Annotated in this window: 21 protein-coding genes, 8 tRNA genes and 1 pseudogene; 2 read left to right on the top strand and 28 right to left on the bottom strand. The window is 44.9% G+C overall.

Features of this window, described 5'->3' with window-relative positions:
* Positions 1–4: 4 nt before the first annotated feature.
* From U5K77_03380 to U5K77_03325, 12 genes and pseudogenes are all read right to left on the bottom strand, one after another.
* On the bottom strand, positions 5–1,414 hold the full coding sequence (locus tag U5K77_03380) for a Mur ligase family protein (GenBank protein ID MDZ7744767.1): 1,410 nt from the start codon (positions 1,412–1,414) through the stop codon (positions 5–7).
* Positions 1,411–2,172 (bottom strand): alpha/beta hydrolase, encoded by a 762-nt coding sequence (locus tag U5K77_03375; GenBank protein MDZ7744766.1) that lies wholly within the window; start codon positions 2,170–2,172, stop codon positions 1,411–1,413. The genes U5K77_03380 and U5K77_03375 overlap by 4 nt, the downstream gene beginning before the upstream one ends.
* A gap of 56 nt (positions 2,173–2,228) precedes the next feature.
* A complete protein-coding gene (locus tag U5K77_03370) occupies positions 2,229–3,146 on the bottom strand; it encodes a hypothetical protein (GenBank protein ID MDZ7744765.1) in 918 nt (305 codons plus the stop codon).
* A 170-nt stretch (positions 3,147–3,316) separates the two neighbouring features.
* A tRNA-Ala gene (locus U5K77_03365) sits at positions 3,317–3,391 on the bottom strand.
* A pseudogene (locus U5K77_03360) lies at positions 3,370–3,609 on the bottom strand (GIY-YIG nuclease family protein). The gene U5K77_03365 and the pseudogene U5K77_03360 overlap by 22 nt, the downstream one beginning before the upstream one ends.
* Before the next feature lie 171 nt (positions 3,610–3,780).
* Positions 3,781–4,371 carry a hypothetical protein gene (locus U5K77_03355; GenBank protein ID MDZ7744764.1) on the bottom strand — a complete coding sequence of 197 codons (591 nt, stop codon included), beginning with the start codon at positions 4,369–4,371 and terminating at the stop codon, positions 3,781–3,783.
* A gap of 174 nt (positions 4,372–4,545) precedes the next feature.
* Positions 4,546–6,561 (bottom strand): NAD-dependent DNA ligase LigA, encoded by a 2,016-nt coding sequence (gene ligA / locus U5K77_03350; GenBank protein MDZ7744763.1) that lies wholly within the window; start codon positions 6,559–6,561, stop codon positions 4,546–4,548.
* A gap of 2 nt (positions 6,562–6,563) precedes the next feature.
* A complete protein-coding gene (locus U5K77_03345) occupies positions 6,564–7,529 on the bottom strand; it encodes a hypothetical protein (GenBank protein ID MDZ7744762.1) in 966 nt (321 codons plus the stop codon).
* Between the two features lie 8 nt (positions 7,530–7,537).
* Positions 7,538–8,419 carry a M48 family metalloprotease gene (locus U5K77_03340; GenBank protein ID MDZ7744761.1) on the bottom strand — a complete coding sequence of 294 codons (882 nt, stop codon included), beginning with the start codon at positions 8,417–8,419 and terminating at the stop codon, positions 7,538–7,540.
* A gap of 71 nt (positions 8,420–8,490) precedes the next feature.
* On the bottom strand, positions 8,491–9,051 hold the full coding sequence (locus U5K77_03335) for a LemA family protein (protein MDZ7744760.1): 561 nt from the start codon (positions 9,049–9,051) through the stop codon (positions 8,491–8,493).
* 303 nt (positions 9,052–9,354) lie between these two features.
* A tRNA-Leu gene (locus U5K77_03330) sits at positions 9,355–9,442 on the bottom strand.
* An 18-nt stretch (positions 9,443–9,460) separates the two neighbouring features.
* Positions 9,461–9,534 (bottom strand) — tRNA-Cys (locus tag U5K77_03325).
* Between the two features lie 494 nt (positions 9,535–10,028).
* Here U5K77_03325 and U5K77_03320 point away from each other — a divergent pair.
* Positions 10,029–10,505, top strand: coding sequence for a hypothetical protein (locus tag U5K77_03320; GenBank protein MDZ7744759.1), 477 nt, complete (start codon positions 10,029–10,031; stop codon positions 10,503–10,505).
* Between the two features lie 331 nt (positions 10,506–10,836).
* Here the strand turns inward: U5K77_03320 and U5K77_03315 are convergent, their stop codons facing one another.
* The 8 genes from U5K77_03315 to U5K77_03280 form a co-directional block, all read right to left on the bottom strand.
* The gene (locus U5K77_03315; protein ID MDZ7744758.1) at positions 10,837–11,541 is read right to left on the bottom strand and encodes a hypothetical protein; all 705 of its coding nucleotides are present in this window, start codon (positions 11,539–11,541) and stop codon (positions 10,837–10,839) included.
* 503 nt (positions 11,542–12,044) lie between these two features.
* The gene (locus U5K77_03310; GenBank protein ID MDZ7744757.1) at positions 12,045–12,653 is read right to left on the bottom strand and encodes a DUF4145 domain-containing protein; all 609 of its coding nucleotides are present in this window, start codon (positions 12,651–12,653) and stop codon (positions 12,045–12,047) included.
* A 436-nt stretch (positions 12,654–13,089) separates the two neighbouring features.
* A tRNA-Gly gene (locus U5K77_03305) sits at positions 13,090–13,165 on the bottom strand.
* Positions 13,166–13,380: 215 nt separating this feature from the next.
* Positions 13,381–14,064 carry a PH domain-containing protein gene (locus tag U5K77_03300; protein ID MDZ7744756.1) on the bottom strand — a complete coding sequence of 228 codons (684 nt, stop codon included), beginning with the start codon at positions 14,062–14,064 and terminating at the stop codon, positions 13,381–13,383.
* 100 nt (positions 14,065–14,164) lie between these two features.
* Positions 14,165–14,240 (bottom strand) — tRNA-Phe (locus U5K77_03295).
* Positions 14,241–14,430: 190 nt separating this feature from the next.
* Positions 14,431–14,507, bottom strand: a tRNA-Val gene (locus U5K77_03290).
* 541 nt (positions 14,508–15,048) lie between these two features.
* A tRNA-Leu gene (locus U5K77_03285) sits at positions 15,049–15,135 on the bottom strand.
* A gap of 111 nt (positions 15,136–15,246) precedes the next feature.
* A complete protein-coding gene (locus tag U5K77_03280; GenBank protein ID MDZ7744755.1) occupies positions 15,247–16,884 on the bottom strand; it encodes an FAD-binding oxidoreductase in 1,638 nt (545 codons plus the stop codon).
* A 206-nt stretch (positions 16,885–17,090) separates the two neighbouring features.
* Here U5K77_03280 and U5K77_03275 point away from each other — a divergent pair.
* Positions 17,091–17,176 (top strand) — tRNA-Leu (locus U5K77_03275).
* Positions 17,177–17,450: 274 nt separating this feature from the next.
* On the opposite strand, the gene U5K77_03270 is transcribed toward U5K77_03275, so the two are convergent.
* From U5K77_03270 to U5K77_03235, 8 genes are all read right to left on the bottom strand, one after another.
* A complete protein-coding gene (locus U5K77_03270) occupies positions 17,451–19,232 on the bottom strand; it encodes a peptide ABC transporter substrate-binding protein (protein MDZ7744754.1) in 1,782 nt (593 codons plus the stop codon).
* Between the two features lie 157 nt (positions 19,233–19,389).
* Complete coding sequence (secG, locus tag U5K77_03265; GenBank protein MDZ7744753.1) at positions 19,390–19,608, bottom strand: preprotein translocase subunit SecG; 219 nt, start codon at positions 19,606–19,608, stop codon at positions 19,390–19,392.
* Positions 19,609–19,633: 25 nt separating this feature from the next.
* Positions 19,634–19,987 carry a phage holin family protein gene (locus U5K77_03260; GenBank protein ID MDZ7744752.1) on the bottom strand — a complete coding sequence of 118 codons (354 nt, stop codon included), beginning with the start codon at positions 19,985–19,987 and terminating at the stop codon, positions 19,634–19,636.
* A gap of 20 nt (positions 19,988–20,007) precedes the next feature.
* The gene (locus U5K77_03255; GenBank protein ID MDZ7744751.1) at positions 20,008–21,231 is read right to left on the bottom strand and encodes a Xaa-Pro aminopeptidase; all 1,224 of its coding nucleotides are present in this window, start codon (positions 21,229–21,231) and stop codon (positions 20,008–20,010) included.
* Between the two features lie 22 nt (positions 21,232–21,253).
* Positions 21,254–22,771, bottom strand: a complete 1,518-nt coding sequence (locus U5K77_03250) for an excinuclease ABC subunit UvrC (protein MDZ7744750.1) — start codon at positions 22,769–22,771, stop codon at positions 21,254–21,256.
* Positions 22,768–23,310 carry an HAD hydrolase-like protein gene (locus tag U5K77_03245; protein MDZ7744749.1) on the bottom strand — a complete coding sequence of 181 codons (543 nt, stop codon included), beginning with the start codon at positions 23,308–23,310 and terminating at the stop codon, positions 22,768–22,770. The genes U5K77_03250 and U5K77_03245 overlap by 4 nt, the downstream gene beginning before the upstream one ends.
* Before the next feature lie 188 nt (positions 23,311–23,498).
* Positions 23,499–23,699 carry a hypothetical protein gene (locus tag U5K77_03240; protein ID MDZ7744748.1) on the bottom strand — a complete coding sequence of 67 codons (201 nt, stop codon included), beginning with the start codon at positions 23,697–23,699 and terminating at the stop codon, positions 23,499–23,501.
* A 213-nt stretch (positions 23,700–23,912) separates the two neighbouring features.
* Positions 23,913–24,797 carry a rhodanese-related sulfurtransferase gene (locus tag U5K77_03235; GenBank protein ID MDZ7744747.1) on the bottom strand — a complete coding sequence of 295 codons (885 nt, stop codon included), beginning with the start codon at positions 24,795–24,797 and terminating at the stop codon, positions 23,913–23,915.
* Positions 24,798–24,804: the final 7 nt, after the last annotated feature.

Here is a 24,804-nt window from a genome sequence, read left to right as displayed (position 1 = left end):
GTAACTAGCTGTAGTTGTCTGTCCAGTCGTTCTGCATTAGCACGATATCACCCTGGGCAACAAAATGCTCCAGATTGGTATAAAACTCTAATGGCTTGCCTTCTATAAGCAGCTCGCCATCAAAACCAGCTTCACGCAGCCCATTTTGTATATAACTGGTGGTTGAGTTCTGCATAAGCACCACTTTATCGGGGTGTGCAGCGGCAATTGCTCGCCCAAGCTCTTCGTGAACCTGCTGCTTCATGTCGCCTTGCTCAACAAAGCCAGGTGTAACGTAAATTTTGTTTCCATCAGCTGTAAGCTCATTTAAGAATCGCAGCCCGGCTTTGGCTCCCTCAATATTACCGTTATAAGTATCATCAATAATCCAAGCTCCGGCCATCTTGTATGGCTGCATCCTATGCTCATATGGTTGCGTGTGAGAAACACCCTGTTCGATCTGTTTATCGCTAAGCCCGAGCTGTTTAGCGATTGCCGCAATGGCGCATAATGGCCCAATCTGGTGCAAACCAAGTAGAGAAGTTTGAAGGCTAAGTTTTTGCTTTTTATGGTTTAGAGTGAACTCAGTCCCGCTTATAGAGGATTTTATGTCATCAACCTTCCACTCCCCAACCCCATTAATGGTATAGGCTATACTTTTATGCACTCTGTCACTTAATTCAAACGATTCGCCGTTGGTGTAAAGATTATCTCCGACATAATGCACAACATCCGAAAAATCCGCCATCACAGCATCGAGAGAACCATATTCATCAAGATGTGCCGGCGCTAGACCAGTGATAACCGCTATGTCCGGTTGCGTAAATGCGGCCATTTTGCCAACATCCCCCGGATACGCTTCACCATATTCTATGATCAAGACTTCTTCGTCGCCCTGAAGACGGTTAATCCAACGAGCCTGGCTAATTAGGACATTTTTGTTGCCAGGCGTTGCAGCGACGCGCTTTCCTTCTCTCAGCACAGTTTCAAGCAGTTGCTTCATGGTAGTTTTGCCGTAACTTCCCAAGATTGCTATGACCGTTACGTCCATAGATTCTAACTGTGCTTTTGCTCGAGTAATCTCTTTGCGCTCTGCAGGATTTACGACAACCAAGCGTGCTAGTAAAGCAACAGTTGCAAGAACCCCCGCGACTACGAACGGTGTACCAACAAAAATTATTACCGCGATTGGATATAATCCGTCAACAACAGACCAAGCAGCAGCCGCCAAACTAGCTACCCAAGTCATATAAGCTAGCACGAGTAACATCTTAGCTTTTCGTGTTTTAACAAGAGTTTGTCGCGCCATAACCCGGTTTAAGTCCGGGTAACGTAACAGCCAGCGCAAAAATAATTTTGGCTGATACTCCACCTGCTGCAACATATACACTAGAATGTGCGGTGCTTTTAGTCGGTAATAGCTCAAAAAATTCATGACTTTTCTCCGAGAAAAGCCTGTACTCGTTTAACGACGTCTTCGGCAGCATCCTGATGAATAAAGTGGCCAGCTTCTGGCAAAACGTCAAGCTTAGAGTTTTGAATGAGGCTGTGGAACGTTTCACCATAACTAGTAGGCGTAGCGTTATCGTGGCCGCCATACAAAAGCAATGTTCGGGCGGTAATGTTTTTGGCATCGGACTGAACATCGTCTGTAATAACTTTCTTAAACGTTTCTTGCATATGTTCAGCAACCAACATATCCGAGCCAATAGATCGGTAAATTCGATTTCTTAAACCGCGCTTAACGGACATTGGCAGTGGCATGGTAAGATATTTACCAAGCTTAACCAGATAGCGGAGTGCTTTTTTGTGCACCTTATATACATCTCGAATCCCTGATGACGCCAGCAAGATTAACTTGTCAGTCTGAAGCGTATCCGTACCTAGGCCACGGGTTGCAATTGCCCCACCGTTTGAATGGCCGATTATAGCGTAAGGCGGTTGTATGCCAACCTTTTTTACAAAGGACGCTGTAAACTCCGCATACTCATCAAGACCCCAAGCTGTGTTAGGCGTCTGTGATTTACCAAACCCCGGTAAATCAACTGAAACCACGTGATAATCGCCCGATAATTGTTTTTGCAAAATGGAGAACGTATCGGCACTATCACCCCAACCGTGCAATAAGAGTATTGCTTTACCCTTACCCCTGGAGGTGTAGTTAACCAATAGGTCGCGTACGATTGCTTGCATGTGTCAAAGTATAGATGAGCAAGGTCTTAAATGCCATGAAAGGACAACAAAAAACCTTACTGGACACTCTGAAGGCGTGTCTGAAGTTCATCAACAGATATGGTTTCTTCCGCATCGGGTATGGTAATCGGAAGCAAAGCACCGTGCGAACTGTAGCGTTCTGTACGTCCGGAATCTACGAAAACAAGTTCACGTAATTGCCGCGACCAGACATCAACCGTTATCTGAAACTGTAAGTCCGGCGAGTCGCTAAATTGAGCTGGGTCAATATCCTCCAGATGGTTAAGCTCTACGGATTGAGCGAATTGTTTGAGCATAACAATGTAATCTTCTGGTGTAACGGTTACCGTATACGTCAGCTGTGGTCGCCATCCCCAGAGACTCTTTTCGGTATCAGCGTAGTCGACTTGAAATACATCGCGGTTAGCTATAGTTTGTGTTAACTCCTGACGATCTTCGTGCGCCAACACTCCGAAAGGTACAATCCCTAAACTTGCTTCCGTGAACAGTTCACCATCCGTCTGCCCGGAGGATGACTCAGCGCGACCCCACTCATCAATTGTCTCGCTAAAATCCAGCGGTTGATTATCAGCTCCCACTTCAGAGGTTTCGATACTTCGATAACGAATAAGGTCTTCTTTTGGTGTACCCACCGCCTCTGTTACAACATGCGCATCCGATTCGTCGTTGGGATACGTTAAATCTGTAATCGACCGGGCAGCCTGTTGTCGGTAGGCTTGTAGTAGGATTGTCTGGTCTATCGACTGAAAGTCATCCGACTGCTCCACCGAACGCCCTATACCATACGTTTGAAAACTATTTTCTAACATACCTAGGAAAACGTTACGCGGGCTGCTATATACATGTTGAAACCAGAGAAAGCCAGATATAAAAAATGCACATACACCTATAACTAGCAGCACCCGAGCGGTTATGTTACTAATTTGAGGTAAAATCTGAGATTTGTTATTCATAAAGTCTATTGTATCAGCAAAGAAGTTCCTATGCTCCTTTGCCATAACGTCCTTTGTAACAATCAAATGGTGGAGACGACAGGGACTCGCCCTGTCGGCCGACAGGGCGCCATATCTCATGATATGGCGAACCCTTGACCTGTCGCCGCGGCGATCGCAATAGCTAAAAATGGTGGAGTCGGGGAGAATCGAACTCCCATCTCATCCATGCCATGGATGCATACTAGCCGTTATACGACGACCCCAATATATGTTTCAACTCCTCACGACCTCTGCCCGTCTTAAAGTACATTTCTCTTCTGTAGGCCTCTGTCCGTGTATTATAGCTTTCTTTGTAGACAAGCTCAAAAGGTCTTGTGAATTTAGTTGCCTTGGGCTTGCCATTGTCATGCTCGTGCAGCCTTTTTGCAACATCAACTGTAGAACCCGTGTATAGGCGCCCAGTCTTTAAACTTTTTAGTACGTCTACGTAATACTTATCGACCTGTCGCCGCGGCGACCGCTCTAGCCAACTGAGCTATAGCCCCACCAAGTATTTTCGATCGAGAATTCCTTTTAACTCCTTAAGTTACTTCTTTGCGAATCGAACAAATTATAGCAGACTTAGATACCGATCTCCTTACGAACCACGCTGTTAGTCGGTTATCTGGTTGTAAAATTCTTGAAGAAAATCCTGACCCCACTCGGCAATACCTTTAACCTTTAGCTCGCCGTGGTTAATTTCTTGGCATAAATCTAAAAACGATTGGTATCTAATTCCAAAAATAATATTCTCTTTACCGTAGTAGACAAGCTCGTCCTCGTTTTCGAATCTTAGATGATTGGCCAGCATACGGAATACTTTCGTTACTGCATGCCCTACAGTCTGACTATCTTGCGGAAGATTATTGTGGAAATCTACAATGTCCGCCTCTGTAACACATTGCGGATTAACAGCCGTTTCTTCTACATTAAGACCTCTGGCAATCAATGTTTTATCTATTCTATCCGAGATAACATTCGTAACTTTATCAGACGCTTGTAAGCCATGCACCAACAGCGTGTGGTATCCCAAGTGTTCGTATCGTTCTTGTGTGACATACTGACTGACCAAAATACCACCGATAGACTCAACAACCTCCACCGTTTCTTCGGTTATCCCGCGAACTACTTCGGGCGAATTGTTTATTTTATGTAAAACATCGTGGGTTGGTTGACCCAGATCATCTTGTTGGCGTTCACTCATAAACTACTCCCTAAACTCATATACTACTCTTTGCAGCAAAAACCGCTCCATCCCTTTTTAGAATCAGAGCGGTTGCTCGTGCGCGCCCACCAAAGGGCTTTTTGTTTTTGATGTTTGTTTTATCTCGCGCAAGCAGCCCTTGCGCACGATCACTTTTATAATAACCGTTTTTGCTTATTTGTCAATAATATCGAGGAGATCTTCTTCAGAAATTTGCTTTGTGCCGTATCGATCTGCTTTGGTAAGTTTACTGGAGCCAACATTTTTACCCACCACGAGATAATCCGTATCTTTACCTAAAGATGACTGAAATGTGCCACCAAGTGCCCTTATTTTTTCTGCTGCGACATCTCGACCCATTGTTTCTAGAGTGCCGGTTATAGCAAATTTTTGTCCGTTTAATTTACCTCCGGTCTGTTTTACTTCTTTTGGCCAAACGCCGAGTGCGCGAAATTTGGCCAACAATCGCTGGTTGTCGTCATCTTCAAACCAAAGCACAATTGAGCTAGCGACGATATCACCCACGCCTTCAACTGATTGCAGTTCTTGAAGAGTGGCGCTACCTAAATTATCGAGCCGTTTAAAATGATTCGCCAGATCAATAGCGGTCTGTGCACCAACGTGGCGGATGCCTAAACCATAGATAAACCGATGCAATGGCGGAGTCTTTTTTGCCTGTATACCATAGACGAGCTTTTTGGCGCTCACTTCTGCAAATCTATCTAGTTTAATAAGCTGATCTTCTTTAAGTGTAAAAATATCTGCTAAATCCGATACAAGTCCGGCATCAACCAAAGCTTCAACATTTTTTTCTCCCAAAGTATCTATGTCAAGCGCGCCTTTACTGGCAAAGTGACGTAGGCCTCGCTTTAAAAGCAGCGGCCCAGTGGCGCCTTTTACCCGATACACAGCCTCACCTTTAGGTCGCACAAATTCCAAGTCTCCGTGCTGACGCTTTAGCTCTTGCTCCATGTTAAATCGTCTGGTACCGCGAGGACGTAATTCATGTACAACCCGGTCGACTTGCGGAATAATATCGCCCGCCTTATATATAACAACCGTATCGCCAACTCGTATATCTTTACGTTCAATCTCGTCAGCATTATGCAAGCTGGCATGTTGCACGGTTGTACCGGCAACTACCACCGGATCAAACACAGCTACAGGTGTTGCGGCTCCCGTACGGCCAACGCTTATAGCAATGTCTTTTACAGCCGTCGTGGCTTCCTCCGCTGGGTATTTATAAGCCACAGCGGCACGAGGGTTTTTACCTACAACGCCAAGTTGAGCATATAAACGGCGGTCGTTTAATTTAATAACAATGCCGTCGGTGTGAAACGGCAGCTCGTGACGTTTCTCTTCCCACACGTCAATAAATTGCATCACTTCGTCCACCGTTTTTACGACTTTACGCTCCTTATTAACCATGACACCCAGCGACAAAATCGTGTTGTAGGCATCAGCGTATGTTGGCACATCTTCATTGTTGTCGCGCAACAAATCCCAACCTCTAAATTGCAAGGGTCGGGCAGCCACTAATTTTGGATCGAGCTGACGTATTGTTCCGGCTGCTAAATTGCGCGGGTTCATAAAAACCGGTAAACCCTCTTTTTCTCGTTGTTTATTGAGAGCCTCAAAATCTTTTTTGAGCATTATAATTTCACCGCGAACTTCAGTGCGGCCTTTAAGGAAGATGCTATTTGTACCATCATCATGCAGCCGGAGCGGCACACTGCTAATAGTGCGAACATTTTGTGTTACATCCTCACCAATCAACCCATCCCCCCGAGTTATCGCACGTTCCAGAACACCGTTGTTGTAATGCAACGCGCACGCCAAGCCGTCCATCTTAAGTTCACAACTAAACTCGTGCGTCTGACCAGGTGCTAATTTATCAGTCCGCTTAACCCAGGCCTCCACATCTTCACGGTTGAATACATCATTGAGACTAAGCATTCGTGATGAGTGCTCAAACTTTTCAAACTTATCAAGCGGTTGATTCCCAACCCTTTGCGACGGTGAATCGGACGTTATTAATTCCGGATTTGCTTGCTCAAGATCTTTAAGTTCACGCATCAACCCGTCATACACCGCATCACTCACCGATGGCTTATCCAGTACATGATACTCATAATTATATTTATTGAGCAGCTGCTTTAGTTCTTTGTATCTTGCTTTAGTTTTAACCATATCTATAGAAGTTCTCTATACAAGGTATACATATAGCTATGCACGACCGCTAATGCAAACATTGTACCTATGAAAAATATATATTCAGCAATCAGAGTTACGGTTAATAACAACGGTACCATTATGACCGCTGCACTAATCAATAGTATGAAAGGGAGTACCATGATTTTTCTCATCAAAGACCAGCGTCTGTAACGAACCAGTTCGCGTGCCGAACGTAGTGCCGACATTGGCGTCATGTCTGGCAAGGTTACGATATATAGCGCAAAGAGCGAGGAACTTACCATATACAGCGACAGAAGTATCAGCAGACCAAGAACTAGCAGCCAGATAACCTGTTCTGCACCGGTAACAGCAAGCCCACCTGAAACCACTATGCTGTAGAACGCACCGCCGATGATAGCCGGCAACAATTGCAAACCGACCACCGCCAAAACTAGAATGAAAGGAACAAGTGGATACATGCCTTTATAGAACGCGTCACGTATCCTGATTGGCTCCTTGGCGTAGGTTTGACGTAACGCCCAAATAAGAGCCAAGCTTACCATTATAAGTAATATAGTTTGGTATAGGCCAGCTATTCCTGAACTAGCATTACCGGTTGAGCCCACCAATAAACCATATAGCGTTAAGCCGGTAAACAAACGACCACTGCCAGCTAATAGTTCATCAACGACTCCACGTAGCTCGGTGACATCCCCGCCGACACCAAAGCCTTTGACGAACACTACGGTTAAAAGTAAGTAAACGGCCGTTATACCAATAAAAACTTTTTTATGCGCCAATATATGCGCCAGACTCCACTTCAATAACTTGAGCGAGCTAGGGAGCGAGCCATTTGGATGTTTAATGGGTTTACTGATTTTAAATGAACGGTACGTTGGTGCCGCGAGTTTCCGGGATTTTGTTGTAGCCCGTTTCTTGGTTTCTTTATTCCCGATTGTTGGTTTTTTACTCGATGCGCTCATTAAGTCCTCTAGGCGTGTGTTCCCATTTCTCGTAATCTTTTAGCTCGTTCTTCGACTGGCGGATGAGTACTAAATAGCTTGGACATTGACTTACCTTTTAAGGGGTTAGCAAAAAATAAGTGAGCTGTTGAAGTGTTTTGTCGTTTCATAGAACTGCCACGCGCACCAATCTTTTCTAGCGCGCTCGCCAAACCTTCTGGATAACGCGTGGTTAGTGCTCCGGTCGCATCTGCCAAAAATTCTCGTCGCCTGGATACTGCCAGCTGAATAAGCATAGCAATGATAGGCGCTAAAATCGCCGCAACTATCCCTAGTATCATGATAATCCCATGACTACTATTATTGTTACGATTGCCACCACCAAACCAAACCATCCTAAGCATAATGTCCGCTAGGATTGAAATGACTGCTACAAGCGCAAAAGCTATCATTGTTACCCTAATATCATAATTTTTTACATGTCCTAGTTCGTGAGCCATAACCCCTTCCAGCTCTGTATCTGTCAATAAGTCCAAAATTCCGGTAGTTGCAGCAACCGACGCAGTTTTTGGGTCACGCCCAGTTGCGAAAGCGTTTGGCGCCGGATCATCGATTATGTACACCTTGGGCATCGGCATACCGTTGGTTATGGCAAGGTTCTCCACGATACGCCACAACCTTGGATTATCGCGTTTTTGTATTTGGTGAGCACCGTTCATTGCAAGCGCAGCACGCGACCCAAGCCAGTAACTCAATAAGGCATAGATACCGGCTCCTGCTAATACATATGGGGTTATTGCTGGCTCTCCCATGTACAGAGCAAATACCCAACCAAGCCCAGCCACGAGCACGACGAAAAAGAACATTAACAAGAAGGTTTTACGTTTATTAGCAGCAATCTGGCTATACACGGGCCGCTACACTCCAATTCAACTATTATCTATCAATTATTAACTATAAGCTTTCGCCTGTGGGCGAATGCTTAGAATTTGACGTCGGTTGGCTTGGCAATTGCTGCGGCTTCTAATTCTTCTACTTCAAAGAAGTCCCGCTCTTTAAAGCCAAGCATGCCAGCAAAAAGATTGTTAGGGAAAACCTTCACTTTGGTGTTGAGATCCCTAGCTGAACCGTTATAGAACCGACGAGCTGCCTGAATCTTATCTTCTGTGTCTACCAATTCTTCTTGCAGATGTTTGAAGTTTTCGTTTGCCTTAAGGTCTGGGTAGGCTTCAGAGACCGCAAATAGGCTTTTTAAAGCCCCTGTAAGCATGTTTTCTGCTTCTGCTGACTCTTTAACACCACTAGCGTTAACCACAGCACTTCGCGCTTCAGTCACTTCCTTGAACACACCCTTTTCATGCTTGGCGTAACCTTTGACGGTATCAACCAAGTTCGGGATTAGATCAGCCCGGCGTTTTAACTGTACGGTTATGTCACTCCATGCCTCGTCAACGCGAACGTTAAGTTTCACTAAACTGTTATAAACAGCAATCAGGAATACAGCCAACAGGCCAACAATTCCAAGAATAATCCATATTGTCATTTTTAACTATCCCCCTACATTTATGTACTTTCAATTATACATCATCACTAGCGTAAATTCACGATGTTTCCGTAGCTCTCACAACTGCAGTAGCCCTGTTTTCGAACCCCTGCCCGGCGCCATACAAGAAAAAACGATCATGCTGCAAGTATGGTCGTTTATTCTTGGTGGGCGAGGTGGGACTTGCCCTGTCATCCGACAGGGCACCATATCGGATGATATGGCGAACCCTTTAACCACACCTGCTGTCGTAAATTAAAACAGCTTCCGCTATTTCACGGAAGCTGTCATGCAATTTCAAGTTGGTGGGCGAGGTGGGACTTGAACCCACACGAGTTATTCACTCAACGGATTTTAAGTCCGCACTGTCTACCAATTCCAGCACTCGCCCATTGAAATATTTAGGTTTTGGAGGCGCGTACGGGTAACGCTCCCGTCTAGCAGGTTTTGCAGACCTGTGCCTAACTTCTCGGCCAACGCGCCAGCTACCAGTGAATTATAGCTTACCAAGCTATTTTGATAAAACTAGTTCCGTTTTCTTTGAAGAGGCCACGGGTTTTATATGAGCCCTTCGACAGGCTCAGGGTCATTCGACTAACAAAAACGCCCATGGTTTACCATGAGCGAATGAAATGAGTCGAATGGTGCGAGACACGGGACTCAAAACACCGCGACCGCTGGCGCTATCGCGGTGTGACCGTGGCCAATAGTTTTCTTTGAAGAGGCCACGGGTTTGAGTCGGCGACATACCAATGAAAAACCCGGCGCTATGGCCGGGTTTTTCATTGGTGCAGTACCTAGGTAAAAGTTTACACACTATTAAAGATGAGATGGCTAGATGGAGGGAGATTTTGGAAGTTCCATATAATGAGTATTTACTAGACAGGTAAGCACAGGGATTCACACAAGAAATTGTTGAGTGTTGCTATTTATTCAATATCATTCAAGTTGAATTTCGAAAGAGTATACTTATATTGATGGATAAGGTTATCTCAGACGAATTGTGGAGAGTTGCGGAGTACATATTCTTCGCAGTAATTATCGTTTTTGCATATCGTATAGGTAGAAACGGGCTGAACAATAGTAATAACGAGCTTAAATTAGTTGAGCTTTATAAGCGTTTAGGGATTGGTGTTCTCATCATCCTAGGAATTGCTTTATTCGCTGCATTTAATGTTGGTCAGTCGACATGTATTGAACAAGATTTTGAACCACGAGGTGGATGTATTACTTACGCCGATGATGGATATGAACCTCAATCAAATGAACAGATTGCCACGTTTGCATTTGTGTCCCTATTATTTGGGGTGCCCTACCTTTTTGGTGGGTGGGCAAAATATAACTATGTGAGCAGTGGAAAAGCCGAAGAAGATGAGAAATTTGAAAGAATCAGAAAAAAATTAGAAGACGAAAAATTCTATAGAGAATTAGGAAAGGAAAGGAAAGGAAAGTAAGAACAGTTACTAAATCGCAAAAAATTGTGTCCAAAAACTCCAATTATTGCGAAATGTGAGCGAGAAGTTACAAGAAATAAGGGCGGAAATAGCCCCCCTCGTCACCTTAGTTGGTAACAAAAAAGCCCGAGCTAATGCTGCTCAGGCCCATTTGGTGCAAGATAGTTGACGCATTTCAAACATCGGCAATTGATGCACAAGATGATTATAAACTGAAACATATTGTTGAACAATTCCAGTTAGCAGATAATATAATTTAACTGGTTTTAATCTTCAAACATAGGCAGTGTGAAGTTATATAGACTTTACTACAGAAACAGATACACTTCATTTAGGTCAACAACGTTAGACTGTATAGCAGGGTGCATAAGTAGTCGCCCGTTCTTTGTATCTGACGGTGTATTGGTTTATATTCCAACCCCTCCCAATTATAATCTAGGAACTTCTCTGTTGACATAGTTACCTTAACAGCCATTTCTTCGTCCGTTTCACCCCTATCATCGGTAAAGTCAGTTCTTGACTCAACTTCTATGCCGGCTACTTCACTAATATTTGCTATTTCTTTACCCCAACCAACAAAGTTAGTGTAAGTAGTTTCTATTGCGTCTTCTTCATCCCAAAAACTTTCATCATAGTACGATAAAAAGGCAGTCCCAGTACTTTCATCAAAGTTAATTTCTACATTATTTCGACCAGTAGTCTCGTCAGCTGCAACCCATAACCTATCTATGGTAGTAGTATTTGACTCTTCTTGCTCAGCTGGTTCACTTTCAGCCTGCGTAGTTTCGTTACTTGCTTGTGAGCTATTGCTCGAAGTATCTGTTGAAGTATCTGTTGTAGCGATACCGATTAGGATAGGCAGCATCACAACTACGACCACTGCAGTAACGGCGATTTTTACATTCTTACTCCACTTTGACTTAGCCCAAGCATACCAAATTAGAAAATACGGGAATAATAATATTGCAGCTACTAAACCCCATCCGTGCTTGTACCATTCTTTATTTTGATTAGTTTTTTGCTGCTGTTCCGACATAACCTCACTCCTATTCGCTATTTCATAAAATTACTAACTCTTTGTTAGCAAATATCAAATATTCCGTTATCAAAAATAGCATATTACATTTGTTTCTGCTAACACTACGTTAGTGGTCTTACTGTTCACATAAAAGTAATTTGAACAGTAAATGAAACGTAATTCAATGGAGCTGCACCTACTGCAGCTGAAGCTTGCGCATTCGCCGTGCTCGATGCAAGCATCTGCGCGTGGCTCATTGGCGCCCAAACCCTCGTTCTGCGCCTAGGGCGCATCACTGGACGGGGTTTGTATCCACCCCCGAGCCAGAATGAACAGATTTTAGTTTCTGGTTAGGAGAAATTGAAGCACGGACGAAACGTATAAGTGATACGTAGAGAGAGTGCTGGAAATTTCGGCACCGCCAGGACGAAACAGCCAGCGGAGTGATGAGCTTCGCTCATAAGCAGGCTGGCTGATCTGTCATTCTGGTGCGCTGTTAGCTACGAAATTAAAACTTCATTTTATGCTCTGGGTGTTTCTTCAGATTCTGTCTCTTCAGCATCCTCTTCGTCTGCAAACTCATAATTGAATGTCATCAATAGATCCAAGAATTTGATGATTTTATCTGCATCTTCCTTAGTAGAAATTACAAGTTCGTGATTAGACTCATTGCCCATGTCCTTGATTTCTTTAACCCATGTACTGCTTTTTGGGGGTGTGAAGTGATTAGTCTCAAGGTAACTAACGTACTGAACGAATTTTTCACCTTCCTCAGCTCCGAGCGATACAGCTATATGCATCAATAGCTTACGTCCACCCATCACAACCAGAGAATAAGCCCCATCGGCACTTGCTCGGCGCATTTCTGCATAAAGCAAATCAATATCGTTGGGCAACTTTTTTATACTTCGCCCAATCATTGGCGCAGGAATTTGTTTAATGGTTTCGTCTATTAATGTCAGTCTATTACAATCGTGACAAAGATATGCTCTTGCCGTCTGATTACTGTGGTTACCAGCAAAGGCATAATAACCTCGATCTGATGAAACTCTGTTACCACAGTGGCCACAGGTAAATCTTAGTGACGACAGTGCTTCTAGGCTCTTCCAGTCTCCTTTTAGTCTTTCCATAATTAGCAATTATAACTTAATCCGTTAAAACCTGAAATTAACATATAAAAAAGAGCGCTTTTGGGCTCTAAGGTTGCGAATGGTGCGAGTGAGAGGATATCGGCAGGCCTCTTCCGCTCGAGCTTACTCTATGCAAGCATCTGCGTGAGCTCTCGCTTCACCAAACCCTCGTTCTACGCCTAGGGCGCATCACTGGACGGGGTTTGTATCCACCAGACCAATCAAAAAACCGAGCACAAGGCTCGGCTCTTTCATTGGTGCGAGACACGGGACAGCGGGCTGAAGCCCTTTTCCGCTTGCTTGAAAAGAAAATACCTTCGGTGCTTTCTTTTCTGCGCTGCGCTCCAACAAACCCTCGTTCGCTTTGCTCACTTACACGGGTTTGAATCTGTGCTAGACCAAATAAAGAACCCCAGACAAGCTGGGGTTCTTTATTTGGTGCGAGACACGGGACTCAAACCCGTGGCCTCTTCCTTGGCAAGGAAGCGCTCTATCAGCTGAGCTAGTCTCGCATATTACTCTGACAATTACAGTCAGTTACTGATAAATTGTTAATGACTCACTCCCGTGACAGCTGCCAGAGCGCTTGCGCGTTTATTATTTCTTCCAGCAAGCTGGGGCAGCTGACCTGCCCGTTCTGTCCAACGGACAGGCCGGGCTAGTCTCGCATAAACACTACTTAACAGCGGTGAATTATAGCTGACGAAACCTCTTAGGGCAAGTTTTACTATTGAGATTCGCGAGCATTTTCAAGTAAAACGTCGTGGAGCTCTTTGGCATCTTCTAAACTAATACCGGGGAGATATCCCTCTGATGCGGTTATGGTGCCACCGACACTGCTTTTAGCACCTGCAGCATTACCAGCAGTTTCTATACTTATCCTGGAAAGCCCGAGTATCCTGTCTGCTAATCCCCGACTTATGTTAACGTTTTGAATTTGCTGGTATGGAATCGTCACCTGATGTTTATGAACAACGCCGTGTGTTTTCTTGAAACCCGTTTCGTCAACGGAGTAATAAAAACTGTTGAAAACGATCTGGGCAGTAATATAAAGCACTATCAAATACACAGCCAAACCAAGACCGGCATAAATGGGCTCTACAACCAAACCAATAGCTAGTAGCCCAAACACAATAGCCGTTTTTGCGACATAAGACATATAAAACGACAATACAGCACGGGGGCAGAGTTGGCGTTTGGGTATATAATTGTCTGCCTTTGTAGATTTTTTAGGAGATCTACTGGTTGAGGAATCCTCTATGGCGACTGCTGCTGCTTGTAACGCTACAGCTGGAGCTTTTGCTTTAAACGCTCCAGCTTCACTGCCGTGCTGTGGAGCACCACACTCCGGACAAAACTTCGATTTTCCTGGTATATGCTGACCGCAGTTTATGCAATACTTCTTGTTCATTACTTATCATTCTAACATCAATGTGAGTACCTGTAGCATCTAGTTATATCGAAAAATAATTTATAAAGAAAAAAGCCCACGGTAATGTGGGCTTTTTTCTTGGTGGCTCCTCTCGGACTCGAACCGAGGACACAAGGCTCTTCAAGCCTCTGCTCTACCAACTGAGCTAAAGAGCCACATCTAGATTAAGTTTGTAATGTGCTGCCCTCACTAAGCAGGCTTTCATCGCTAGCTCTAACACTCGCTGATAGTAAATTATATCAGCTCGCTATTTAGGTAAAGTTTCGACTTATCGAAACTTGACGCTAATCAAGCCTCTGCTCTACCAACTGAGCTAAAGAGCCAGGAATGACTAAACAATAAGTATGGTGGGTTGTGAGGGGCTCGAACCCCCGACCCCCTGTGTGTAAAACAGGTGCTCTAGCCAACTGAGCTAACAACCCTTATTTTTTTATTACTTAATGTACAGCTTTTCTCTTAACAGGCGTGTATGTACGTCAGTTGGCTAGAGCTGGCTTATTCTCTAACTTGCAACATTCTGTTGCGGCAACTGAGCTAATCACCCGAATTATTTAACATTTATCATTGATCAATTTACAAATTGTAGGTAAATGCTAAATGTGAATTTATTAAATGTACTATGTTTGTACTGCAAGATAATACCACAACTGACCTTGGTGTGCGAGAGAGGACAGCGCTCCGGCTTGCGCGCGGAGCTAACCTCCCCGCTCTCCGCCGACTAGCGGATTATTTTTTAAGGATCAAGGCTATTAATCTAGGCCCTTCGATTCACTTTGTTCACTCAGGGTCATTCGACTCAGCATGATGGTTTACCTTGAGCGAAGCAGGATTGTATCCTGCTGAGTCGAATGGTGCGCGAGAGAGGACTTGCCCTGTCATCCGACAGGGCACCATATCGGATGATATGGTGAACCTTTTAATAATGCTCCGATTACCGCCAACAATAAAACGGTATTACCATTCTGGTGCGCGAGAGAGGACTTGAACCTCCACAGCCTTGCGGCCACTGGCCCCTCAAGCCAGCGCGTCTACCGATTCCGCCACTCGCGCACATGTTTGTCACGCAGGCGCGTCTACGATTGTCCACTCGAAGCCGCCACTCGCGCATAACCGCCGTATTGTATCTGTTACATACCTAAAACACAAGCTCTAAACGTTGGGTTACGTCCGTGGCATGTGGCCGTATAGATGACCCATAGAATACTCGTGCCTAAGTAGTGGTTTGATATCATTTAGCTCAACATTTATTTTTACGCCCGGATTTAATGTTCCGTAAGGATCAAATATCTGTTTGGTCTTCTGAAACAAAGCGTAAACCTCTTGACCATACATCTCTTGAAGATATGGTGCACGCAACCTACCATCGCTATGGTCACCACTCGTGCTACCGCCAAGGCTTATCACCATTCTGTAGTAGTCATCTATCAGCTTAAAGGCTTTTTGGCGATCGCCCACTTGACTTAGATCTAAGAATGGCTGCATGCGCAAATTACCATTTCCGGCGTGCCCCCAAACCGCAGGCTGCAGATTGTAGCGCTTGAACATTTCATAAACATTGTCTAGATATTGCTGGAACTTATCAATCGGCACTACACCATCATCAATAATGGGCAATGCCCTGGTTGAACCTTGGTCGTGCCAAGCCACACTGGCAGCACTGTGGCGAATTTTCCAGAGCTCGTCCTTTTTATGTGTATCGGTTTCTATACGGTACTCAACCTGGTAGCGTTTTAATAACTTGGTGGTCTTTTTGGTCATACGCTTCTGAGTTCGTTCACTGAGATTGTCAAATTCAATAAGGGCAACCAACTTAGTGAAAGGAGGTTCTAAAACACCCTTTAGTTGATTTGGGTTGTGTTCTTGCAAAAAATTCAGCAAATTTTCGTCAACAATTTCAATGGCTGATGGAATTTCAGAAAGATTGCGTAAATCCTGAATTGCCTGTTCGGCGACCTGGACATCATCAAAAAGAGCGGCAATCAAGGTGGTATTGGGGTTATGTGCCTCGGTCTCCAACACAGCCTCAGTAACAATACCAAGCGTGCCTTGAGAGCCAACAATAAGCGGTGTTAAGTCAAAAGAGCCATCTTTACGCTTAACTTCATTAAGAGCATATCCGGCCGCGTTTTTTGAAACAGTTAGTTTTGCACTATTTAGAGCTTCCTGATTCTCCTCAATTAATGTGTCGAGGTTCCTGTAGATTTCTCCCTCAAAAGACGCCAAACCAAGTTTTTTATTGAGTTCTCGTTTACTCAGACGTTTGGTTTCTATAACTTCACCATTTGCTAGCACAACCCGTAAACTCTTTGTAAAATCCCTTGTGCAGCCGTATTTGACTGACTTTTCCCCGCCGGCATTATTCGCAATGGCACCACCAACGGTTGAATACTCCATGGAGGCCGGAAATGGCGGCAAAAATCGTCCGTGGGTATGCAGAGTCTGCTGGAGTTTGCCGTAATTTATTCCCGGCTCTACGGTCACACTGCCGGTTTTGCCGTCTAGCTCCAGAATCCGGTTCATGTGTGCTGGAAAAACTGTCATTATGCCTGAACCAAGTGCTGCACCTGATTGATCTGTACCGAGACCACGAGCTGTTATGGGTATAACTCGGCCTCGTTCCGCTAACTGCCAAGTAAAACGAGTGGTTTTACGTATATCTTGCTCATTTCGAGGATAAATAATAATTGACGGCGTAACAGTAAACACGCTGCTGTCCGTCGCAAAATGTTTGCGAGCATCAGCCGATGTTACCACTTCACCACTAAGATGTTCCTGAAGATAGTGCGCAACCTTGTTCATAAAATATGCGATTGTCCTGATTAAGCGTTACCGTGACTGGTAGCTATCATAGCATAATACACCTATACTTTTCAGTCCAAATCAACTATCGTCATCTTATTATTGAGTTTTTATATTTAAGCCCGTAAGATACGATTGGCTCTGCGCGAGTGGCGGCTTCGAGTAAACTATCGTAGACGCGCTAGCGCGGGTAGTAATAGTAATCTGCGCGAGTGGCGGAATCGGTAGACGCGCTAGCTTCAGGAGCTAGTGAGCATTACGCTCGTGGAGGTTCAAGTCCTCTCGCGCACCAGAATGGTAATACCGTTTTATTGTTGGCGGTAATCGGGGCATTATTAAAAGGTTCACCATATCATGCGATATGGTGCCCTGTCGGATGACAGGGCAAGTCCTCTCTCGCGCACCATTCGACTCAGCAGGATACAATCCTGCTTCGCTCAAGGTAAACCATCATGCTGAGTCGAATGACCCTGAGTGAACAAAGTAAATCGAAGGGCCTAGAGTAATAGTCTTAACCTCCATTAGTGATCCGTAAGTCGGCGGAGAGCGAGGAGGTTAGCTCCGCGCTATTTGTTTACTTTAGTGGTTCTTGTCATCCAATTGTGTACGTTGCTGTATCTATCGCTCGTTGTATTAACAATCTTTTGATCGAAGTTGTGCAGATTTCCTCGAACAACATACAAAAACCTAGGCTGATATAACATTAAGGCCGGTGCATCACGTCGCCATGCCTCCAGGAACGGCTCGTATTTTGCATTTCGCAGTGTTTCATCTATTCTAGTACGACCTCCTTCCAAAGCAACATCAGCTACTTCGGAACTATATTCGCTCAAATTTAACCGGGTATCGGAGCGCGGATCTGCCTGCGAGCTGTGCCAATAAGCGAACACGTCCGGGTCAACACCTATGCTTATGCCGTAAAGTAAAGCGTCATAATTATGAAGTGCCATTAGTGATTGAAACTCGTTATCTGATGGTTGATGAACTTCCACCTCAACTCCGATATCGCGCCATTCGGTTTGCAGGGTTTGGGTTACATAGGTGAACTCGCTGCTATTTTGAGCGTGCAACCTAAAACTCAAACGCTCGCCATCTTTCACTCTAATACCGTCGTCCCCTCGTTTCCAGCCGGCTTCCGATAGCAGCTTGTTAGCTCGAGCTTTATCGTGGTTTAGCTGCGTAACAGATGGGTCGTATGCGAAATGCTCGCGCAAAAACGGTGAATCAGCCCCAATAACCGGGTAACCTAAGCCCTGAATCAAGGCATTGGTGTCGACTGCTCGCACTAAAGCTTGGCGAACCTGTCTATTTTTCAGGTACTTGTGATTATTATTAAAAAACGTGGCAATCTGTCCAGTAAAAGGAATAGAGTGCTCGGTGGCATCGATTTTTTCAGCTAGCGTATCTGGTACCGTACGCAGACCAACCATTGCGTTTATCTCGCGTTCTTCAAAACTATTCAATAACCGTTCTTCACTGCGGAAGGCTCTAAGTGTCAAGGTTTGGAGCTTTGGCATGCCATCATGATACTGCTCATGCGGGACAAGACGGATCCGCTCTTCCCGCTCTTCTGGGGTTCGACCGCTCACTTCTATGATGTCAAATTTGAATGGACCCGAACCGATCGGATTCACCGTATTAAAAGCATGTCCGCGCATCTGTGACGGTTCGACTGTAGCCAGAATGTGTTTGGGTACGATACCGTTTGTCATAGAATGCGGGAATGAGCTTAGCACATTAGGAAGTGTAAAGGTAACAGTCCGCTCATCTTGAATTTCCAGTTCAACATGCTGCCAGCTCGCAAACAGTGGTGACCTTGTATCGGGATTTTGTATCAATTGATAAGTAAACTCAACATCCTCTGCAGTTACATCTTCTCCGTCTTGCCACTTTAGATTATCTTTCAACACAACGGTGTAGCTCTGTTCTGATTCATCAAGTTCCCAGCTTTCAGCCAGGTCGCCGGTTAGTTGATTATTTTGATCGTATTTAAGTAGACCGGAAAACACCAATTGCGATACCGCGCCATCAAAACCCCCAGTTGCATACAATGGATTAGCATTAGTAAAGGCTCCTAATACACCTTCTGTGTAGCTGCCACCAACTGTAGGAACCGTCTGTTGATAATAAGGACTTAACGCTCGAACCTGCGCGATAACTACACCTATCATCAATACAAAAAGCAGCAACCATCCTGCGACAAACCGCCGCACCCGATATAGCCGTCCAAGTCGGCGAATAAGATGCCGCTCAAGATGCTCTTCGGCTTGAACGCCTATATCTTCGACATGTCGCCGGCTACGACGTATCTTGCGACGTAGACGTAGCTTGGTTGCTCTATCTATCACAAAAACCTCCTGCGGAGGGATCTATCGATTTACATTGGCCAATTTCCAGTAATTTAGCAGTTACCATTTGCCATATTTTACTAATGTAATATGAGAAATGATATCTAAATGTAAATTGTGAAATGGTAAATTTAAAATCGTTTTTCATGAAAAACGTCTAAGCGACGAGATGCATAATAAGAGACGACGCAAACACAAAAGCAACAAAAATTGTTATTTGGTGAAGCGTCATGTCAGTTCCGCGTCTTGTCATGTTAATTTCCCCACTCCCGGCACCGCCAAACCCTGCACCAAGGCTCGCCCCGCGAGTCTGCACAAGAATCAATGCGATGAGAATCACAACTGAGACTAGACTTATGTAGTTATATATATTCATGGTGCGTTCTTACCTTACTCTGAGATTATTCCAAAATTGCTGATACTAGGTAGTTTACCAGCCCTATAACCATCCCGGCAAGAATAGCCGCCCAAAAACTTGCCACATACAGTTGCGGATATAGTGCACTAACCAACCACACCATAAGCCCGTTTATTACAATCATAAATAGACCTAGACTGAACAAAATAGCCGGCAGCGATAATATAACGACAATCGGTTTAATAATGGCGTTAATCAATGCCAGAATAAGACCGGCTAACACGATAACCCCTAAACGGCTATCATATGTAATACCGCCAAAAATGCCAGCCGCAACCCACAGTCCAAGACTGCATACAAACCAGCGCATCAGTAATCGTGATAAAGCATGTTTCATTCTATACTCACCATTCTAGGCTAGGCCGGCAGCCGTGGCAAGTTGCTCGACAGCACATCGATACCGCTTTTAGTTATAACAATGTCATCCTCAATACGAACTCCTATATTCTCTTTTGGGATATATATACCAGGCTCCACTGTTAATACCATGCCTGCCTCTAGTGGCTGGGAGTAATCCCCAACGTCATGAACATCCAAACCCAAAAAGTGTGATGTTGCATGCGGAAAGTACTGCCGGACAGTTGATTGTTTGATTGTTTTTATCAATCCCAGTTCACGAAGCTTCTCGCCGGCATACGTTTCAATCTTTTGCTCATATTCACGCATCGTAACACCCGGCTTTAGACAGCTATAGGCGAACTCCTGAACTGATACTACCGCATTGAGCACAGCCCGTTGACGCTTGGTGGGTTCACTGGTGGTATATGTACGGGTTATATCGGCTGCGTAGCCCTGCACTTCTGCCCCAATGTCCATCAGCAACATACTTTCCGTGCCAATATTGGCAGTATTGATGTTGTAGTGCAGTACGCAAGCGTTTATTCCAGATGCAACTATTGGCTCGTAGGCATGAGTTGCCCCGTGGCTCCTAAAATAACCGGTAAAAAATGCTTCGGCTTCGTATTCACGCTTCCAGGAAGAACGATATTTAGAACTTTCTTTAAAAGCTCTAGTTGTTAGATCAACCGCAGCACGTATCGATTCCAATTCTGGTGGCTGTTTAATCTGCCTCATTTTAACTAAATGCTTAGTAAGATCCAGAAGTTCCAGGTTTTGGTTTTGCTGCTTTAGACGAGATACGAGCTGAGATCGCGCTGGATTAGTATACAGCCCAATTTGATCCTGATAGCTTGGCGGTGGTGACAGGGTGGCAACGTGCCGCACACGCTTAACACGCAAGCCTAGCCGTTTCCAACCCTCTTTTGCAGTCAGTATTTCCGAGATTCCAGATTTTTCACGAAGGGCAGCTTCATCGTGCACGCCATCAAATATCTGTTGTACTTCGCTAAGTTCCGGCAAAATGAGGTATTCTTTGTCTTTATCGAGCACCAGCAGAACATCGGCTTCATCGATACCAGTCAAATACCAAAAATTACTGTCTTGCCTAAACGGAAAGGCGCTGTCACGGCTCCGTTGCAACCTTCCGGCTGCACTCATAACAATCGGTGCCGTACCACTAAAAAGTTGCCGCAAACGTTTGCGGTTACCAATAAAAAAATCACTCGTAAAATAAGATTTCATGCTGCAGTCCGATAGTATAACACTAGATATCACCGGGTGACGATTTTCTATGCGCCCGTAAGTATTTATGAAGTGTAGCGGCTTTTTTAGCACCGACTACCTTTTCGAGTGCTGCCTGATCCGCTTGCAACACCCCTTTCATGCTGCCAAATGCTTTGAGCAGTTTCTTACGAGTCGATGGTCCGACGCCGGGGATATCATCAAGTAAGCTGGCGGTTTGTCGCTTGGTTTTGAGCACCGAGTGATAGCTCACAGCAAACCGGTGTGATTCATCACGAATGCGTTGCAGTAATTTGACGATGTGTGAACTGTGCGGCAAGGAAACTATCGTAAAAGCCTCAGTATCAAACCGATGCCCAGCCATGGATTGCAAGGCTTCGGTATTTAGCCTTACGTTGGATTTTGTTTTATGAACCACCAGCTCTTCGTCACGTTTAGCCAAGCCAATCATCGGGATATCCAATCCGGCCTTATCGCGCGCTTCTATTGCTGCTGTTAACTGTCCTCTACCGCCATCAATCAGGCACATATCCGGCACGCCCCATTTTTTGCGGTTATTTTCGCGCAATCGCCTAATAAGTGCCTCGTTAATGTGTGCATAATCATCATTACCAGGAACTCGCAGTTTAAACTTGCGGTACGCTGCTTTATCAGGCACACCGCTCACGAACACCACCATGCTGGCCACATTATCGGTTCCTTGCAAATGAGATATGTCATAACCCTCTATGCGGCGCGGAATGGCCGCTAATCCCAGCAACTCTGCCAAACCACTCAAGGCAAGGTCTTTACTTATGTCCAAGCCTTCCCGATCAGAAAACACGATTTGCCGCGACAAACCCTTCAAAGCCGTATATTGATTACGTAACTTAGCAGCTTGCTCAAAATTTCGGACTTTAGCGGCTGCCTTCATCTCCCGTTCAATATCCCGCATCAGTTTAACCCGCTCACCTTTTAAATACTGCATGAGACGCCTGAGATTCAACCGATAATCTTGGAGCGATGTCTGGCCGCTTTCCAGACCCGGACAAAGGCCAAGATGCACCTGAAGACAGTTGCGCTTTGGTATGGAATTCGCGTGCGTAGAATACGGAAAAATTCTGCGTAAATACTTCAACGCCCGCCGCACCGCCAAAGCACTAAAATACGGCCCCATATAACGCGCACCATCGTCCAGCGGCCGCCGAGTCAATGTAACGGTTGGATGTTTGGCATCGTAGTCAATCCTCACATACGTCAAGCTCTTATCATCACGCAGCAAAATGTTATAACGCGGCATATAGCGACGAATAAGCTCAGCTTCTAAAAATAAAGCGTCCAGCTCGGTCTCAACTTCCGTCCATTCAACGTCGGCTATTTCGGCAATCAGCGCTTCTGTTTTAGGGTCACGCGCACGACTTTTTTGAAAGTATTGCCTTACCCGATTACGCAAAACAGCGGCTTTGCCAATATAGATAATGTCGCCACTCTTATCTTTATAAAAATAAACACCTGGGCTTTTAGGTATCTTAGCTAATTTATTATCCAACATTTTTGTCATTTATTACCTTTCAGGCCAACATGTCGTTTCATTAAGCGTTTTTCCCATGCACGAACGCGCAGCACCCAATCCCAGGGGCTATCCGGGCCAATATTTTCCACCCAAACTGTCGTAAAACCACTCCGGTTGCCACCCAGCACATCAGCGATTAGTTTATCGCCAATAATAGCGATTTCTTGTGGTTCAGCCTGAAAATGCTCTATGATGCGCTTGAAATAGGCTTTTTTGGGCTTGCGGTGGTATAAATTTGCTCGGACAACACCCGCGTCAATACTTTCTGCCAATGCACCTAGGTCATTACTTAAACGGTTGCTGGCAACGCACCAACCATCGAACAAGTGCCGCTGCTGTTTAATATGACGTTTGGTTTCTTCTGATAATTCTGTACCCCTAAAATGAACCAATGTGCTGTCCGCGTCAAATGCTATAAATTTTATGCCACGATCTTTGAGCAGTTTAAAATCTACCTCAAAAACTGATGGCGCCATAAAATCCGGCACAAAATTTGGTGTATTCTTATGTCGCATTAGACGTCTCATACTTTTACAGTATAGGTTATAAGGTTTAGTTGTGACCAATTGTACCCGTTTTGGCTATAAACATTTTATGCACACTTCGGAAAGAAAATAGAGAACACGTGTAATTTGATTGAAGGTAATAGAGCCGCCGAGGCGGGGGCTGGTTTGACGAATTGTACGTCAGAAATCCAGCCCCCGCCTGGTTCATGTCAGTCGTCGCTGCTCAGCGTCCTCAAGCTCCGATCTTTGGTGACCCAAAACCATCCGCAGATAATCAAAGTCAGGCCAATTGCCAAAGCGAGGGCGCCACGTTGACGTTCGGCATCCTGCCAAATGTAGTAGCCACAAGCGGCCGCTCCACCGACAAATACTGCCAAGACGACGACAAATCCTAGGGTCTTTTCAACCATAATACGCATTCTTACTCCTTGGTTTGTAGGCTAAAAGAACGGTCTCCGCCCGAACTTTTGTCCCCCTACGAGACCAAGGTTGTCGCTTGCCTGATAGGCCTGCGACATAATGGAAGACACGTGTCCTCCGAACTATGCACACCTCTGTTAAATCGCCGGAAGCCCAAAAGCATCCATAGTATCATGGTACACTATTTTTGCAAGTTTGTCAATTTATTGTACTTCTACTGATTTTTTGGTGCATGTGTCGCATAAATCTTGGTTAGCGCACGCTTTACAGACAAGAACCAAGCGATTACAGGAAACGTCGTCGCAGTTTTCGAAATTACTCGTTTTGCCCTGGCAATGAACACACTGGCCTATATCTACAGATTTTTTAGAAAAACGATGCGTCATGCGATCATCAAAAATATACAGTGCTCCTTCCCATAGCCCGTCGTCCTTGTACGTTTCACCGTACTTCACAATGCCGCCATCCATCTGATAGACCTCTTTAAAGCCTCGCTTTTTCATTAGGCTGCTTAATACCTCACAACGAACACCGCCGGTACAGTAAGTCACGACTGGCTTGTCTTTTATATCTTCGTATTTATCGCTGTCAATCTCTTTTAGAAAATCTCGGCTAGTCTTAGTGTCCGGAACAACCGCATTTTTAAAACGACCGACTTGCGCCTCAAACGCGTTACGTCCGTCAAAAAACACCACATCATCGCCGCGTTCCGCGAGCAGCTTGTGTAATTGTTTTGGTTTGAGGTGTTTGCCTCCCCCAATAACTCCATTTTCATCAACCTGGACTTCGCCTGAAGCATCAAACGCTACCAATTCAGGTTTAACTTTAACTCGCAGCCTGGGGAATTCTTCGCCAGTACCTTCACTCCACTTATACTCAATACCTTTGAAAATGACCGATTTGTTCATCTCTTTTTTATACGTTTTTAGATCATCCAAATTACCACCAAGAGTGCCGTTAATGCCATGCGGGCTGATAATTATGCGTCCTTTTAAGTTAAGACGCGTGCAAAGTTCGCGCTGCCAGCGCATGGTCATTTCCGGATCCGTCACCGGCACAAATTTGTAGTACAGTATGACTTTCTGCATAGTGGTT

The organism is Candidatus Saccharibacteria bacterium, from assembly GCA_034521515.1.
GTDB lineage: Bacteria > Patescibacteriota > Saccharimonadia > Saccharimonadales > JAXHMH01 > JAXHMH01.
The sequence above is the reverse complement of the archived record's forward strand: the minus strand, read 5'-3'. Positions and strand labels throughout refer to the sequence as shown.